At 63.9% G+C, this 14,714-nt stretch carries 13 protein-coding genes and 1 pseudogene; 7 read left to right on the top strand and 7 right to left on the bottom strand.

Annotated features, from left to right (window positions below; translation table 11 throughout):
• Positions 1-18: 18 nt before the first annotated feature.
• The 7 genes from I6F35_RS28390 to I6F35_RS28360 all read right to left on the bottom strand — a co-directional run bounded on the left by I6F35_RS28390 (position 19) and on the right by I6F35_RS28360 (position 2,609).
• A complete protein-coding gene (locus I6F35_RS28390; protein WP_225120961.1) occupies positions 19-681 on the bottom strand; it encodes an SOS response-associated peptidase in 663 nt (220 codons plus the stop codon).
• Between the two features lie 10 nt (positions 682-691).
• Entirely contained in the window at positions 692-1,222 is a 531-nt protein-coding gene (locus I6F35_RS28385; RefSeq protein ID WP_225121002.1) for a thermonuclease family protein, read from the bottom strand.
• 11 nt (positions 1,223-1,233) lie between these two features.
• The gene (locus I6F35_RS28380) at positions 1,234-1,440 is read right to left on the bottom strand and encodes a hypothetical protein (protein ID WP_225120960.1); all 207 of its coding nucleotides are present in this window, start codon (positions 1,438-1,440) and stop codon (positions 1,234-1,236) included.
• Between the two features lie 4 nt (positions 1,441-1,444).
• Entirely contained in the window at positions 1,445-1,633 is a 189-nt protein-coding gene (locus I6F35_RS28375) for a hypothetical protein (protein WP_225120959.1), read from the bottom strand.
• Positions 1,626-1,829: a hypothetical protein gene (locus tag I6F35_RS28370; RefSeq protein ID WP_225120958.1), complete on the bottom strand. Its 204-nt coding sequence runs from the start codon at positions 1,827-1,829 to the stop codon at positions 1,626-1,628. Before I6F35_RS28370 ends, I6F35_RS28375 begins: the two co-directional genes overlap by 8 nt.
• A 25-nt stretch (positions 1,830-1,854) precedes the next feature.
• Complete coding sequence (locus I6F35_RS28365; protein ID WP_225120957.1) at positions 1,855-2,082, bottom strand: hypothetical protein; 228 nt, start codon at positions 2,080-2,082, stop codon at positions 1,855-1,857.
• A 251-nt stretch (positions 2,083-2,333) separates the two neighbouring features.
• A complete protein-coding gene (locus I6F35_RS28360) occupies positions 2,334-2,609 on the bottom strand; it encodes a DUF3606 domain-containing protein (RefSeq protein ID WP_346283205.1) in 276 nt (91 codons plus the stop codon).
• 84 nt (positions 2,610-2,693) lie between these two features.
• On the opposite strand from I6F35_RS28360, the pseudogene ligD reads away from it, so the two are divergent.
• The 7 genes and pseudogenes from ligD to I6F35_RS28325 all read left to right on the top strand — a co-directional run bounded on the left by ligD (position 2,694) and on the right by I6F35_RS28325 (position 14,474).
• Positions 2,694-3,609: pseudogene (gene ligD, locus I6F35_RS28355) on the top strand (non-homologous end-joining DNA ligase).
• Positions 3,610-4,451: 842 nt separating this feature from the next.
• Positions 4,452-5,408, top strand: coding sequence for a zincin-like metallopeptidase domain-containing protein (locus I6F35_RS28350; RefSeq protein WP_225120956.1), 957 nt, complete (start codon positions 4,452-4,454; stop codon positions 5,406-5,408).
• Positions 5,405-5,779: a DUF2958 domain-containing protein gene (locus I6F35_RS28345; RefSeq protein WP_225120955.1), complete on the top strand. Its 375-nt coding sequence runs from the start codon at positions 5,405-5,407 to the stop codon at positions 5,777-5,779. The genes I6F35_RS28350 and I6F35_RS28345 overlap by 4 nt, the downstream gene beginning before the upstream one ends.
• Before the next feature lie 296 nt (positions 5,780-6,075).
• Positions 6,076-8,208 carry a ParB/RepB/Spo0J family partition protein gene (locus tag I6F35_RS28340; protein ID WP_225120954.1) on the top strand — a complete coding sequence of 711 codons (2,133 nt, stop codon included), beginning with the start codon at positions 6,076-6,078 and terminating at the stop codon, positions 8,206-8,208.
• 123 nt (positions 8,209-8,331) lie between these two features.
• Entirely contained in the window at positions 8,332-8,925 is a 594-nt protein-coding gene (locus tag I6F35_RS28335; protein ID WP_225120953.1) for a hypothetical protein, read from the top strand.
• A gap of 165 nt (positions 8,926-9,090) precedes the next feature.
• Positions 9,091-13,413, top strand: a complete 4,323-nt coding sequence (locus I6F35_RS28330; protein WP_225121001.1) for a strawberry notch family protein — start codon at positions 9,091-9,093, stop codon at positions 13,411-13,413.
• Positions 13,413-14,474 carry a toprim domain-containing protein gene (locus tag I6F35_RS28325; protein WP_225120952.1) on the top strand — a complete coding sequence of 354 codons (1,062 nt, stop codon included), beginning with the start codon at positions 13,413-13,415 and terminating at the stop codon, positions 14,472-14,474. The genes I6F35_RS28330 and I6F35_RS28325 overlap by 1 nt, the downstream gene beginning before the upstream one ends.
• Positions 14,475-14,714: the final 240 nt, after the last annotated feature.

The raw sequence follows: 14,714 nt of genomic DNA, 5'->3' as shown, positions 1-14,714 counted from the left end.
GTCTAACTTGGCGCGCGTTCAAGGAACGACTGTGTCCTCCTTATCGGCGCCGCGGGCAACAATCTTGAGCGCAGCATCGGGTAGCGGCCGCTGCAAATTTTTAGCTTCATCCCAGGGCGCACGCATCCAGACATCGCGCTCTTCATCTGTAATCAAGAGAACAGGCATCGCCTTCGCGTGGATTGGCTCAACGACCGCATTTGGTGAGGTCGTGAGGAATCCGTAGACGAGGTGAGGGCCCGGGACTGGTTTCGATTTGGGACCACGATCTCCCTTGAACTCGGTCCACATACCGGCGAAGGCGAACAGTGGCCGATGGTCGTCCAGCGCGAACCAGACGACATCCTTCTTGCCGGTGTCAGGGTTTGCTTCGGGGGCGTATTCGGCGAAGCTATTGCCCGGGACGAGGCAGCGGTTCTCCGGCTTCAGCCAGGCGCGCCAATGGGGCGAGGATGTGTTGCGGATATTCGTTACGGGAAATTGGCCGGCCCGTGGAGGCGGCGGCATGCCCCAGCGCATCATCGCCATCTCGCGCCCGGTATCGGTGTTGCGCACGACCGGAGCCGGATAGTCGGGAAAGACGCCGGGCATCGGGGGCAGATTGCCGACATAGCGATTGATCACGCGAAACAGCGCAATAATTGCTGCCTGGTTCGTTGTGATCGAATAGAGATTGCACATTGGGCTGTCCTCAAGGATGCGCGTTCGCGTCGTCCGAACAGTTGGCCGGGGATCCGTTCGCGCGAATGCAGGCTCGATAGAGCCATGGTTCAACGTAGCTGCCCCTCCAGATTCCGCGGCCGGCACGTTCAGCGTCGCGCTGCGCGGCCTCGTATCTCCCCTTTGAAAAGTGCGGCCAGTCCAGCGCAAGTCCCTTGCGGGCCAACCACTCGCCAAGATCGGCGCCGGCGGCCGAACAGGTCGCAACTGTTCGCCCGTACTGATCCAGGTTGATGGGCATGCAGCTTACTGGGCGCCGCGCAATGAAGGCGTCGAGATCGTTCGCTGCCTGGGCTCCGCATCGGTACGGGGAGCTGTCCTGGTCGCGGCACAACTGGCTGCTCTCCGGCGCGTCGATTCCCCAAAGGCGGATCCGCGTTCCGTGAATTTCCAGCGTGTCGCCGTCGATGATACTGGCCTGGGCGATCAGGTCACCGGCCAGGGCCGGGCTCCAAACCGATAGGAGCGTCGATAAGGCCGCCGTTCGTAAGGTGTTCACCAATGCCACAGGCGTCAGCCAATCCGGTGCGGTCTGTTCAGGAAATACTCGCGGTTGCCGAGCGCCGCTTCGGCATACTGATCGATCGCGACGATGATCGGCTGCACATGGTTGTAGCAGTAACCTTCGAGCGTCGCCTGGCGACGTACGTCGGCGAGCGCCTTGATCCACGGCGGATTGTCGTCCTTCTCGTCGTACCATTTCGCGGGGTCGTGGGCCAAAGCGTCAGTCTCCTTGCAAGCGCTGATTGGTCCGGTGCGTCAGATCCTCAAGCTCCGCCCGCTTTCTTGAAATCAAGAGGCGCGGGGCGGCCTCATCGAAGCCCGAGCGCTGCAGCTGCCGGATGGTGCCTGAGAGCTCGGCGATCCGCGCGCGCAACTCCAGGATCCTCAGCGGCAGCGGATCGTCACTCACGCGCGGCCGGCGCCATGAGCCGCTCCCTCTTTTCGATGTAGAGAACGAGATCGGCCTGCGCCCGCATCAGGCGTTGGGCCGCGGGCGTGCAGTCGAGATCAGCCGCGATCAGCTGCTCGATTTCGGAAGACTGCATCCTAACGTCGCGCCTGAGCCGGGCGATGTTGCGATTGAGCAGAACCAGATTGCGGTCCATCGATCGCTCCCGGCTAAGGTCATGGTCAGCGATGCGTGACGGTCTTCGGCTTCTGGGCCGGCCGGTTGTTTGCGTTGAGCCGCTCCTGGATGGTCGGCAGGTGCTCGCTGCCGCCGGCCGCCTTCCATTCGGCCACCAGGGCGGCGAGCTCTTTGCGCATCGCCATCAGCTGGAGCGCGGATTCCGTGCTGTCCAGATCGTGCCGGATCTGATCGTGCATGGCGTCCGCGACGCGCACCATTTCGGCCCGCAAGACACTGATCTTGCGGCGGATTTCATTAATTCGGTTGTCCATGGCTTCTTAGAACAAAAAGAGAACACAGAGTCAAGTTACAGATGTATGCAGGGAGACGGAAAATGAAAGCCACGGCATCCAAATACCCTCCGTCTCGGAGCGGCTTGCCAGCCCGATGACCCGCGCCCAGGCCTTGCGGCCGAAGGGGCTCGCCGAGGAGGCCTATCAGCCAGCGGCGGATTTGAGCTTTCATGAAGCGGCGCGCCGGATCAATGCGCTGAACGGAGATCGCGCTCGCGGACTCCTTCTAGCGGGGCGTCGAGTGGGGCAGGCCCGATTACTTCTTCTTGCGGCTGCGCCCGCTCAACACGCTTGCGGCTGGCGCCGACCTTTTTGACCGCTTTCTTTACGGCCGCCTTGAAGCGGCACTTCTCTTTCGCCTCGTAGCGAACCTCGTAATCTGTCCGCCACGACAGGTCCTGCTTGCGCCCGCGCGTCGTTTTCTTCTTTGCTTTCGCCTGAGGCTTCGTCTTGCCATTGCGCAATGCACGATCGACAGTGACAGTTCCGAGGTTCGGAACGTTTGGGCCAATTCGGCTTGAATCATGTCAGTTGCGTGGAGTTATGGAGTGGCGGCGCGGCGCAAGAAGGCCATCGCCATCGAGGCGTCTTATCCCGGGTTCATCGAGCCGGCCTTGGCGTCCTCCGTCGACAAGGTGCCGGACGGCGCGCGCTGGATTCACGAAATCAAGTTCGACGGCTACCGTGTCCAGGTGCATCTCCACGATGGGCAGGTGAAGGTCTTTACCCGCCGCGGCAACGACTGGACCAAGCGCTTCCGCAAAATCGCTTCTGACGCGTCCGAGATCGAGGCCGGCTCTACCATTATCGATGGCGAGGTGGTCGTACCATCGGCAAGTGGCATCACCGATTTTTCAGTGCTGCAGAACGAGTTGAAGGGCAGATCGACCAAAATCGTCCTGGTTGCTTTCGACCTGCTTCATCTGAATGGACATGACCTGCGAAAGCTGCCCTTGCTCGCGCGCAAGGCTGAGCTCAGGCACATCATCGATGGTACGCCTGTCCAGTTCAGCGAAAGTTTCGATATCGATGGCGGGCAGATGTATCGGCACGCCTGCAAGGTCGGTCTTGAAGGGGTCGTCTCAAAGGTGCGCGACAGCGCCTAGATCTCTGGTCGTGGCAACGTCTGGGTCAAAAAGACCTGCCAGCAGCGAGAGACGCTGACGGATTGCCGGCTTTGCGCTCGACGGCGAAAAATGGGACGGCATCTATCTCGCCCGCCGCAAGGGCAAGGATCTCATCTACGCCGGCAAGGTCGACCACAGGTTCGACAAGGACTCCGCCGCGGACTTGCACAAGCGTCTGACGCCGCTCATCCGCAAGACTCAGCCTTATACAAAGCGGATCGCGCATCGCGGCATCTGGGTCGAACCGAAGCTGCTGGCGGAAATCGAGTATCGCGCCAAGTCTGCCGAAGGCAAGGTGCGGCATCCCTTCTTTCTCGGTCTGCGCGAAGACATCTGAGCAGTGGTCCCACGAATCAGGCCACGACGGCCAATCCCGCACAGGACAGCATCCTCACGATGATCCACAATCCATGCTCCACTGGCGCGATTTGAGCGACTCACGCTAAGCAATCGTCCTCCATCAGCCCCAATGCGAGAAAAAGACAGATGGTTGCTGCTGCCCAGGAACTCCCCACGTCAGGCTACGCGCTGGAAGTGGATGGTCGACTGAAAGCCGAATTTGCGACCAGAGACGGGGCCAAGGCCGGCGCAGAGGAGCTGAAGAAACGTTTTCCCATGCTTCAGGTCAGAATCTACGACGCACAGACAAGGAGTCGGGAAGAGGTGTCGCTCCCACGGGCCTAGGTTTTGTTAGCCGGGTTTTGAGCGCGTGCGGCAAGTCCGGCACTGGGCTCTCGTGAACCGAGCCGCGCAGCGTCTCGGCCGGACGCTTCGATCCCTCGCGCGCAGTAAGATAATAATGTGTCCTCCGCCGGAGGCACTCGGTCCCGGGTCCCGCCGCGTTCCGCGCCGGCGCGATGCTGACCCTCCTGCGGGTGCCTTGTTAACCGGTCTTAAGGACAGCAGTCGGTCCCGCGTCCCGCCAAGGGGCGGCGCTATGCTGACGCTCCTGCGGCTGCCCTTCTTCCAGGCCTCGCCTTCGGCGATGATCTCCGCTTGCGCTGCATTGATTGACTATTTCACGCTGCTTCTGATGCAGCGAGTGTAATCCGCGCACTATTGTCTGCCCTGGTTGCTCGAATCCAGCCAATGTGAGCCGAAGAGTGAGAGGGCGGCGGCTTCGCCGTGACGGGTTGGAGCTGCGAGAGAGCCTCGTGGCGCCCGTCGCGGAGACCCGCGATGAAGAAACATCATTCCAGCGGCCGCGCCGGTGAAGGCCGGGCGAGCCTTTATGACGAAATCACTGACAAGATCATCGCCGAGCTGGAAGCCGGGCGTGTGCCCTGGGTTCAGCCGTGGGGGACGGCGGCTACGAAGGCGCCACTGGCGATGCCAAAGAACGCTGTGACCGGCAGACAATACAGCGGGATCAATGTACTGATCCTTTGGGGCGCAGTCATCGAGCACGGCTTCGCGGGCCAAAGCTGGCTGACGTTCCGCCAGGCGCTGTCGCTCGGCGGCCACGTCCGCAAGGGTGAGCGCGGCATCACCGTGGTCTATGCCGACCGCTTCGTGCCGGTCGATGAAAAGCAGCGCGCGAGCGACACCGGCGACGAAGCGCAGGCGATCCCATTCCTGAAGCGCTTTACGGTCTTCAACACCGATCAGTGCGAGGATTTGCCTGCGGCGATCGTGACCGCCGCACCGCCTCCGCCGCCAGGTTTGATCGAGCCGAGAGTTGAAGCGCTGATCAAGGCCTCCGGCATCAATTTTCGCATCGGCGGCAATCGCGCCTTCTATGTGCCGGCCGAAGATTATGTGCAGGTCCCGCCGCCGGCTGCCTACTTCGAGCCGATCAATTGGCACCGCACGGCGCTCCATGAACTTGGCCATGCCAGCGGTCATTCTTCGCGCCTCAATCGCGACCTCAGCGGTTCATACGGCACCACGAAATACGCCTTCGAGGAGTTGATCGCCGAACTGTGTGCCGCATTTTCTTGTGCCTCGCTTGGCATCGTGCCGACGGTGCGTCATGCCGATTACATTGGCTCATGGCTCGAGACGATGCGCGAGGACAACCGGGCCATCGTGCGCGCTGCGAGCCAGGCCAGTAAGGCCGCGGATTACATCCTCGGCTTCTTGCCGGAGATCCAGCCGTCCGAGGACGAACAGTCAGACGGGCGGAGGGTGGCATGATCCTGCTCACGCAAGATTTGCGCGCGCGTCTGCTCGCGAACGGTCGCCGTCGCGGCCTAGACCACGTGCCGGTGGTGAAGTTCTTTAACCCACTTGGCATCGGCACCTGGCTCGCGACCGAGCTCGATGAGGACGGCGACACCCTGTTCGGTCTCGCCGATCTCGGCGAACCCGAGCTTGGTTCCTTCAGTCTCGCTGAAATGGAGGCGATGGAGCTTCCCTTTGGTTCGGGTATCGAGCGCGACATCCTGTTCGAAGCCACGTTCCCGCTGTCGGTCTATGCGTGGGCGGCTCGGAAGGCAGGACGGATCGTGCTCGATGAACGCTCGCTGCGCTTTGCGGTCGCCGCTCTGCAACGGGAGGGACAGTGACGCGATTCCATCGCTGTCTCGGGTCGATCCTACAAAGACACGTCGCACAATGCGCGGTGTATCTCTCGCAAGCGCGAAGCGTCGCCGGTCTTCGCGGCAAGGAGATTCGCCCAGCCCATTACGCCCGACTGACCTCGAGCTTCGAGCGCGGACTGAACCCCGTCTCGTTGAGCAGTCGGGCCGCAACGCCGCTCACGTCGCTGGCCGTCATTAAGAGGGAGAGGAGGGCGGGCGTTCTTCGTGAATGGGTTGGAGACCGAGAGAGGGTTTTGGCCCCCCGTTCCGGAGAAACTGATATGGCAAAGGATAATCAGAAAATCAAAATGTCGCCCTCGCGCGACATTCCCTTTAACAAGCTCGTGCTCTCCCAATCCAACGTCCGCCGCACTAAGGCGGGTATTTCGATCGAGGATCTCGCCGAGGACATCGCCCGGCGGAAGCTCCTGCAAAGTCTCAACGTCCGGCCCATCCTGGATGCCGACAGGCAGGAGACCGGCATGTTCGACGTGCCGGCCGGTGGCCGCCGCTATCGCGCGCTCGAACTGCTGGTGAAACAGAAGCGCCTCACCAAGACCGCACCGATCCCCTGCATCGTCAGCGAAGCCGGCACTGAGATTTCCGCCGAAGAGGACTCGCTCGCTGAGAATGTGCATCGCGTCGCCCTTCACCCTCTCGACCAGTTTCGGGCATTCCAGACCCTGCGCGAGCAAGGGCGGTCCGAGGCGGATATCGCGGCTATCTTCTTCGTATCCGTGAGCGTGGTGAAGCAGCGGCTCCGGCTCGCGACCGTTTCCCCGAAGCTGCTCGACGCCTATGCCGACGATGGCATGTCGCTCGAACAACTGATGGCGTTCTCAGTCACCGCCGATCACGCCCGACAGGAACAGGTCTGGGAGAATGTCAACAAATCGGGCTACGACGAGCCGTATCAGATCAGGCGTATGCTGACGGAGCGAGCGGTGAAGGCCTCCGACAAGCGCGCGCGGTTCGTCGGCCTTGCCGCCTATGAGGCGGCCGGCGGCAACGTGCTGCACGATCTCTTCGAAGAGGACGGCGGCGGCTGGCTCGAGGACGTCGCTTTGCTTGAGTGCCTCGTCGCCGAGAAGCTGCGGGCACAAGCCGAAGCGATCGCCGCCGAGGGCTGGAAGTGGATCGAGGTCGCCGCCAGCTTTCCCTATGGCCACGACCACGGACTCCATCGGCTCGAGGGCCAGCCTGCGGATCTCGCTGCCGAGGAGCAGGCGAATCTCGATGCGCTCCAGGCCGAATACACCGCGCTGCAAGCGAAATTCGAGGACGCCGACGAACTGCCCGATGAGGTGGACGCGAGGCTCGGCGAACTTGAGGCAGCGTTAGATGCCTTCGAGAACCGGCCGTGCGTCTTCAACCCGGCCGAGATCGTCCATGCTGGCGCCTTTGTCAGCATCGATGCCGAAGGCTCATTGCGGGTCGAGCGGGGCTATGTCCGCCGCGAGGACGAAACGGCGTTTGCTGCAGCAACTGCGGAGCCGGATCCCGAGACCGCCGCCACGCCGGGCGCCAGTGATGACGACCAGGGCGCTCCACCGGCGCAGCGCACCGTGATCACGGTTGGCGGCCAGGCGCCCCCGGATGAGGAGGAGGACGAGGATGCGATCAGGCCCTTGCCAGACCGGCTCGTCATGGAGCTGACCGCACATCGCACGCTGGCGCTGCGCGATGCGGTCGCTTGCCATCCCCAGGTCGCGATGACCGCGCTTCTGCACAAGCTGTGTGTCGAGGCCTTCCACCAGACCTATGGGCCGGCATGTCTCGAAGCCGGCGTCCGCCATGTCCAGCTTCCCGTACAGACACCGCACCTGAAGGACAGCGCGTCCGGGAAGTCCATCATGGATCGGCACGCGGCCTGGAAGGCCGACGTGCCAGCGGACGACGCCGCATTGTGGGACTGGCTCCTCGCGCTCGACGACATCAGCCGGCTATCGCTGCTCGCCCACTGCGTCTCCTTCGGCGTCAACGCATTGTTCGAGAAGGTCGATCGCCATGGTGGCACCGGCGTCACCGCCCACGGCCTGCGCCGCCGGCTCGATCAGGCGGACCGCCTTGCGCATGCTGTCGGCCTCGACATGGCCGAGGCCGGATGGCGGCCGACGGTCGAGAACTACCTTGGCCGCGTCACCAAGATCCGGATTCTCGAAGCCGTCCGTGAGGCCAAGGGCGAGGGCGCTGCACAACTGATCGACCATCTCAAGAAAACCGAGATGGCCAAGGAGGCTGAGCGCCTGCTCGAGGGCACCGGCTGGCTCCCCGAACCACTGCGTCTCGCTGATGTGGCTTTGTCGAAGGGGACCGCCTCAGCCGAGCCGCTCCCCGAATTCCTCTCCGGTGACGAGGAAGAAACGAGCGATACCACCGAGAGTGAACAGCCGCGCGCCGTCGCAGCCGAATGATCAGCCGCTGCGGGGCAGCATCGCTGCCCGCAGCTCTTCGTTGCAACCCTCATCCCTCAGCCCGGCCACCCGCGCCGGGCTTTTCGCATCATCAGCCTTAGTCGAAAGGAGGTCCATCATGGGATGGCTCTACATGCAATCGCTTGGCCGCTATTCCGCCCGCGACAATATCTCGACGCGCAGTTCACCTTCACGCGGTCCGATGTCACGTCGAAAGTGCTGCGCTCAGCTCTGGTAGCGATGCGCGTCTACTATGCCGCCGTCGAAACCGTTCGCCTCGCCGCTGGCGAGCGCACGGTCTGGGCTGCGGTCTGCCTGGTCCGTTACAACCCGCGCGACCGCGAGGGTTACATTTTCGGCTACAAGGACATGGACGAAACCGTTGGGCCGAATGAAGCCGACTGCCCGCAAGCAATCCTCGACCTGCTCACGCCGACCGATCGCCCTTACGCGCAAGGATGGCGCGATCGATGTCGTGAAAACGCGATGGCGCGCCGCGCGCTCTCGCGAAAGCCATCTCCGCGCCCCGGCCAGACCATCGTCTTCGAGGAGGCCTTGCTGTTCTCCAATGGAGGCCGTTTCGATCGGTTCGAGGTGGTGGCCGATCCGCGCAGCCATCGCTCGGTGCTGTACCGTGAACCGCAACATGGCGGGTTGTACCGCATTCCCAACGTCAAGAAGCGTGCCTATCACCTGCTCGGTTCGACGCAATCGTGATTGATGCTTTCTGACATCGAGGGTCGGCGTTTTCGCGCCGGCCAATTTGTCGTGGCGGACCCAAGAGAGGGAGAGGCGGGCCGGGCCGGGTTTGAGCCGTGGCGGATCTTAAGAGAGCGCCGCGCGGCTCGACCCATTTCCGCTCTCCGAAAGAAATCTCCCATGATGGATGTTTTTCCCGGCGCAAATGCGTCCGGTTCATGCCGCTTTGCCACAGATCTAGCCTCCGCCATCGTCGCCGCCGCCAATCGCCTGCTGCCCGCTCTCGAACGCGGCCAGCGCGTCGATGCTGAGGCCCTGCGTGCAGCGATGGAAAGCGCATTCGGCGCGGGCGACGGCAGCGGGGCTTGGACCTGGAAGATGGCGTATGACGCCTGTGAGGCCGCGACCGTGCTGTTCTTGCGCAAGTATGGCCAGGCGATGCGAACAAGGGCGGCGTCGCCCGCCAAGATGCTGCCGATGCTCACGCGGATCGCGAGCCTATTTCCAACCCACACGCGCCGCTCCGAAGAGAGCGAGACTTTTCAGCAGTTTTCGACACCGATCCCGTTGGGATTCGCCGCCGCGACAGCGGCCGCGATGACACCCGCCGACTTGGTTCTCGAACCGTCGGCGGGCACGGGTCTCCTCGCTATCTTCGCAGAGCTTGCCGACGCGCCGATCGTTGTGAACGAATTGGCAGCGACCCGCGCTGATCTGCTCGCCCATGTCTTTCCTGGTCGCAGCGTGACGCGCTTCGACGCCGCACAGATCGACGATCACCTCGATCGCACGGTCGCGCCGACTGTCGTGCTGATGAACCCACCTTTCTCGGCGATGGCGAATGTCAGTGGTCGGATGGCCGATGCCGCCTATCGCCACGTCGCCTCGGCGCTGGCGCGTCTCGCCGACGGCGGACGGCTGGTGACGATCACCGGAGCCAGCTTCGGACCAGAAACGCCCGCCTGGCGCGAGGCCTTCGTCCGGCTGCAGGAGCGCGGCCGCATCGTCTTCACCGCGGCGATCGACGGCGCAGTCTATGCCAAGCACGGCACCACGATCGAAACGCGCCTCACCGTAATCGACCGTGTGCCGGCAGCCGACCCGGCGCGGTTTCCGCCGTCGGTCGGGATCGCGCCCGACGTAGGGACGCTCCTCGGCTGGATAGCCGACCACGTTCCGCCGCGAGACCCGATTGCCACGACGTTTCCCGTGGCGACGTCCGGCAGTCCCGCAGGGCCCCGGACTGTCCGCGGCTATCTGGCGCGCGCGGCCTCGCGGCCTCAAGCCGCGGCGATTGCCGAGCCGCAAGGTGTCGAACTCGCCTATGAAACCCTGGACTGGGCGCCGCCCGAGGGCGCCCACCTGACTGATGCGCTTTATGAAGAATACGGATTGCAGTCGATCCGCATTCCCGGCGCTCAGGCGCATCCGACCAAGCTCGTCCAGTCGGCGGCGATGGCCTCGGTCGCACCACCCAAGCCCTCCTACCGGCCGCATCTCCTCAGCGATCTCCTCACCGGTGGCGTGCTGTCGGACGCTCAGCTCGAAAGCATCATCTACGCCGGCGAAGCGCATGCCGATTTCCTTAGCGGTTCGTGGACGGTCGACGAGACCTTCGACCTCGTCACTGCCGCGCGCGACGACGCTGAGAATGCTGTCCGTTTTCGCCGTGGCTGGTTCCTTGGCGATGGGACCGGCGCTGGCAAGGGCCGTCAGGTCGTGGGCATTCTGCTCGACAACTGGCTGAAGGGTCGGCGCCGGGCCGTCTGGATCAGCAAGTCGGACAAGTTGATCGAGGATGCGCAGCGCGACTGGTCGGCGCTCGGCATGGAGCGGCTGCTCGTCACACCGCTTTCTCGCTTCCGCCAAGGCACTCCCATCCGGCTCACCGAAGGCATCCTTTTTACAACCTACGCCACGCTGCGCACCGATGAGCGCGGCGAGAAGCTTTCGCGCGTTCGGCAGATTGTCGAATGGTTGGGCTCCGATTTCGACGGAGTCATCATCTTCGACGAGTCCCATGCGATGCAAAATGCCGCCGGCGGCAAGGGCGAACGCGGTGACCAGCCGCCTTCACAGCAGGGACGCGCGGGGCTTCGGCTTCAGCACGCCCTGCCAAATGCCCGCGTGGTCTACGTCTCGGCGACCGGCGCCACGACGGTCCATAATCTTGCCTATGCCCAACGCCTCGGCCTGTGGGGTGGCGCGGATTTTCCGTTCGCGACCAGGGCCGAGTTCGTCGAGGCGATCGAGGAGGGCGGTGTCGCTGCCATGGAAGTCCTGGCCCGCGACCTCAAGGCGCTCGGACTATATGCGGCTCGCTCACTCTCCTACGAGGGCGTCGAATACGAACTGATCGAGCACCAGCTCACGCCGGAGCAGATCCGTATCTACGACGCCTATGCCGGCGCATTCAGCATCATCCACAACAACCTCGACGCAGCCATGCAGGCTGCGAGCATCACTGGCGAAATCGGAACGCTGAACGCGCAGGCGAAATCTGCCGCGCGCTCGGCCTTCGAGAGCGCCAAGCAGCGCTTCTTCGGCCATCTCTTGACCTCGATGAAGACGCCCTCGCTGATCGGCTCGATCGACCGCGATCTCGCAGCCGGCCATGCCGCCGTCATCCAGATCGTCTCCACGGGCGAAGCGCTGATGGAGCGCCGGCTGGCGGAGATCCCGACGGAGGAATGGGGCGACATCCAGGTCGACATCACCCCGCGCGAGTACGTGCTCGACTATCTCGCCCATTCCTTCCCGCTGCAGCTCTACGAGCCCTTCACCGACTCGGAAGGCAATCTTTCGTCCCGGCCCGTCTACCGTGACGGCCAGCCGGTCGAGAGCCGCGAGGCGGTTGCCCGCCGCGACCGCCTGATCGAGAAGCTCGCCTCGCTCCCGCCCGTGCCCGGCGCGCTCGACCAGATTATCCAGTGGTTCGGCACCGATATGGTCGCCGAGGTGACCGGGCGCTCCCGCCGCGTCATCCGCAAGGGCGACCGCCTCGTGGTCGAGAACCGTGCCGGTTCGGCCAATCTTGCGGAAACCGTTGCCTTCATGGATGACGTCAAGCGCATCCTCGTCTTCTCGGACGCAGGTGGCACTGGCAGGAGCTACCATGCCGAGCTGTCGGCACGAAACCGGCGCCTGCGCGTCCACTACCTGCTCGAACCGGGCTGGAAGGCCGATGCCGCCATCCAGGGCCTCGGCCGTACCAATCGCACCAACCAGGCGCAGCCGCCGCTGTTCCGCCCCATCGCGACGGATGTGAAAGCCGAGAAGCGCTTTCTCAGCACCATCGCGCGTCGTCTCGACACGCTGGGCGCGATCACGCGCGGCCAGCGTCAGACCGGCGGGCAGGGCCTGTTTCGACCAGAGGACAATCTGGAGAGCCATTACGGCCGCGATGCGCTGCGCCTGCTCTACATGCTGCTGGTCCGGGGCAAGGTGGAAGGCTGCTCGCTCGAGAGGTTCGAGGCGGCCACCGGCCTGAAGCTTATGGATGATGGCGGCATCAGGGATGAGCTTCCGCCGATCACCACCTTCCTGAATCGGCTGCTGGCGCTGACGATCGAGCTGCAGAACGTGCTGTTCACGGCCTTCGAGCAGTTGCTGACTGCGCGGGTCGAAGGCGCCATCGCATCGGGGACCTACGATATCGGTCTGGAGACACTCGGCGCCGAGAGCTTTGTCATCGCGGATCGGCGCACGATCTACACCCATCCGGTGACCGGCGCGGAGACGCGGCTTCTCACCATCACCGAGCGTCAGCGCAATCGACCCGTGACGCTAGCGGAGGCTTTGGATCGGCTGTCCGATCCGCGTGCTGTTCTGCTGGTCAACGAGCGCACCGGCCGTGCGGCCGTGCAAGTCCCGGCGCCAAGTCTGATGCTCGACGACGGTGAAGTCGAGCGGCGCGTGCGGCTGATCCGACCGATGGAGCACCACGGTGTTGCCCTGACGGCGATGGCGGAGAGCCATTGGATCGAAGCCGACCGCAAGCGCTTCGCCACCGCTTGGACCGCCGAGCTCACGGACGTGCCGGAGTTCACCGACGGCACCATCCACATCGTGACGGGCTTACTCCTGCCGATCTGGAAGCGGCTGCCGAACGAGTCAACACGCGTCTACCGGCTTCAGACCGATGCGGGTGAGCGCATCATCGGCCGCAAGGTATCGCCCGCATGGGTTGCAAGCACGCTCGCAACCGACGCGCCGATGCTGACTCCGGATGCCGCGTTCACCGCGCTTATGGCGGGCCGCACTGTCCTTGGGCTCGCCGAAGGCCTCCAGCTCCGTCGGGTTCAGGTCATGGGTGGCTACCGCATCGAGCTGTCAGGCTTCACCGATGCGATGCGGGACCGCCTCAAGGCTTATGGCCTCTTCCACGAGATCATCTCCTGGACGCTGCGCATGTTCGTGCCGACAGATAGAAGCCGCATCGACGTCCTCGCCAAGGTGCTGGAGCGCTATCCGGTCGAGGGGATCGGTGGGCGGGAGGCCGCGTGATGCCGCGCGACGCTTCCGAGCTGGCGCACCGTCTCGCGCGCGATGCCGAGGCGGTGTGCCGCTACTATCTCTCCAACGGCCGTCGGCAAGGCCGCTACTGGGTGGTCGGTGATGTCCGCAACACGCCTGGTCGCTCCATGTTCGTCCGATTGAGAGAGTCCTCAAAGGGACCAGCCGGTAAATGGACCGATGCCGCCTCGGGTGAGCATGGCGATCTGCTGGACGTCATCCGGGAAAGCTGCCGGCTCCTCGATTTCCACGATGTCGCCGAGGAGGCGCGACGCTTTCTCAAGTTGCCTTGCTCGGAGCGTGGGCCGTCGCCGGGCGCGACGCGCACCCCAGTGCAGAGCGGGTCGCGGGAGGTGGCGCGACGACTGTTCGCCGTATCACAGCCGATTGCCCGGACCCTCGCAGAGACGTATTTGCGCAACCGTCGCATTACGGCTTTACGCCACGATGGGGCGTTACGTTTTCATCCGCGCTGCTACTACCGGCCCGATGAGGATGCGCCGGTTGAGACTTGGCCTGCATTGATTGCCCGTGTCACCGATCTCGACGGTCGGATCACGGGGGTCCATCGGACCTGGCTCGATCCCGACGGCTTTGATTCCGCAACCCTCGGCAAGGCGCCGATTGACACGCCGCGGCGAGCCATGGGCGACCTTCTCGGCAACGCGGTCCGATTCGGCGCGGCGAACGACGTGCTCGCGGCGGGCGAGGGCATCGAGACCATGGCGTCACTGCGCTGTGCCCTGCCGACGATGCCGATGGCTGCTGCGCTCTCCGCCAACCATCTCGCCGCACTCTTGCTCCCACTGACACTTCGTCGGCTCTACATCGCGCGCGACGCGGATCCGGCCGGCGACTTCGCGGTAGCGGCGTTGACCGAACGCGCGCTGGAGAGTGGCATTGAGGCGATACCACTGTCGCCGCGGCTTGGCGATTTCAACGAAGATCTGCGGACCCTTGGCGTCGAAGAGCTGCGTGGGGCCATGCGCGTACAAATCGCTCCGCAGGACGTTGTGCGCTTCATGTCCTTTGCGGCTGTCGAGACGGGCTGAACTTCGGTCGGTCGCACGCCGTCGCGTTCGGTCGGTGAGGCCGCCGTCGCCGGACAGAGACGCGCCCCAGGCCTTCTAGAGGGCGATCGGACGGCAGGCGGCTCGGCCCGGCAATGGCTGCGGCGCGGCTATTTTCCGCCGGCGCGTCCCGCGCCTTTGCATCGCGAAGCAAAATAGCCGCACCTTCGCCATCCTCCGCTGTCGCTTCGGCTCTCCGCTTCGCTCCGCGTTCTGGTCCGC

This window comes from Bradyrhizobium sp. BRP22, assembly GCF_020194175.1.
Lineage (GTDB): Bacteria > Pseudomonadota > Alphaproteobacteria > Rhizobiales > Xanthobacteraceae > Bradyrhizobium.
This window is presented reverse-complemented; position numbering and strand designations above follow the sequence as displayed.

What these genes read in the sequence shown, in the direction of transcription:
- I6F35_RS28390 (WP_225120961.1), bottom strand. Translation starts at nt 681, where the DNA reads ATGTGCAATCTCTATTCGATCACAACGAACCAGGCAGCAATTATTGCG.
- I6F35_RS28370 (WP_225120958.1), bottom strand. Translation starts at nt 1,829, where the DNA reads ATGGACCGCAATCTGGTTCTGCTCAATCGCAACATCGCCCGGCTCAGG.
- I6F35_RS28350 (WP_225120956.1), top strand. Translation starts at nt 4,452, where the DNA reads ATGAAGAAACATCATTCCAGCGGCCGCGCCGGTGAAGGCCGGGCGAGC.
- I6F35_RS28345 (WP_225120955.1), top strand. Translation starts at nt 5,405, where the DNA reads ATGATCCTGCTCACGCAAGATTTGCGCGCGCGTCTGCTCGCGAACGGT.
- I6F35_RS28340 (WP_225120954.1), top strand. Translation starts at nt 6,076, where the DNA reads ATGGCAAAGGATAATCAGAAAATCAAAATGTCGCCCTCGCGCGACATT.
- I6F35_RS28335 (WP_225120953.1), top strand. Translation starts at nt 8,332, where the DNA reads ATGGCTCTACATGCAATCGCTTGGCCGCTATTCCGCCCGCGACAATAT.
- I6F35_RS28330 (WP_225121001.1), top strand. Translation starts at nt 9,091, where the DNA reads ATGGATGTTTTTCCCGGCGCAAATGCGTCCGGTTCATGCCGCTTTGCC.
- I6F35_RS28325 (WP_225120952.1), top strand. Translation starts at nt 13,413, where the DNA reads ATGCCGCGCGACGCTTCCGAGCTGGCGCACCGTCTCGCGCGCGATGCC.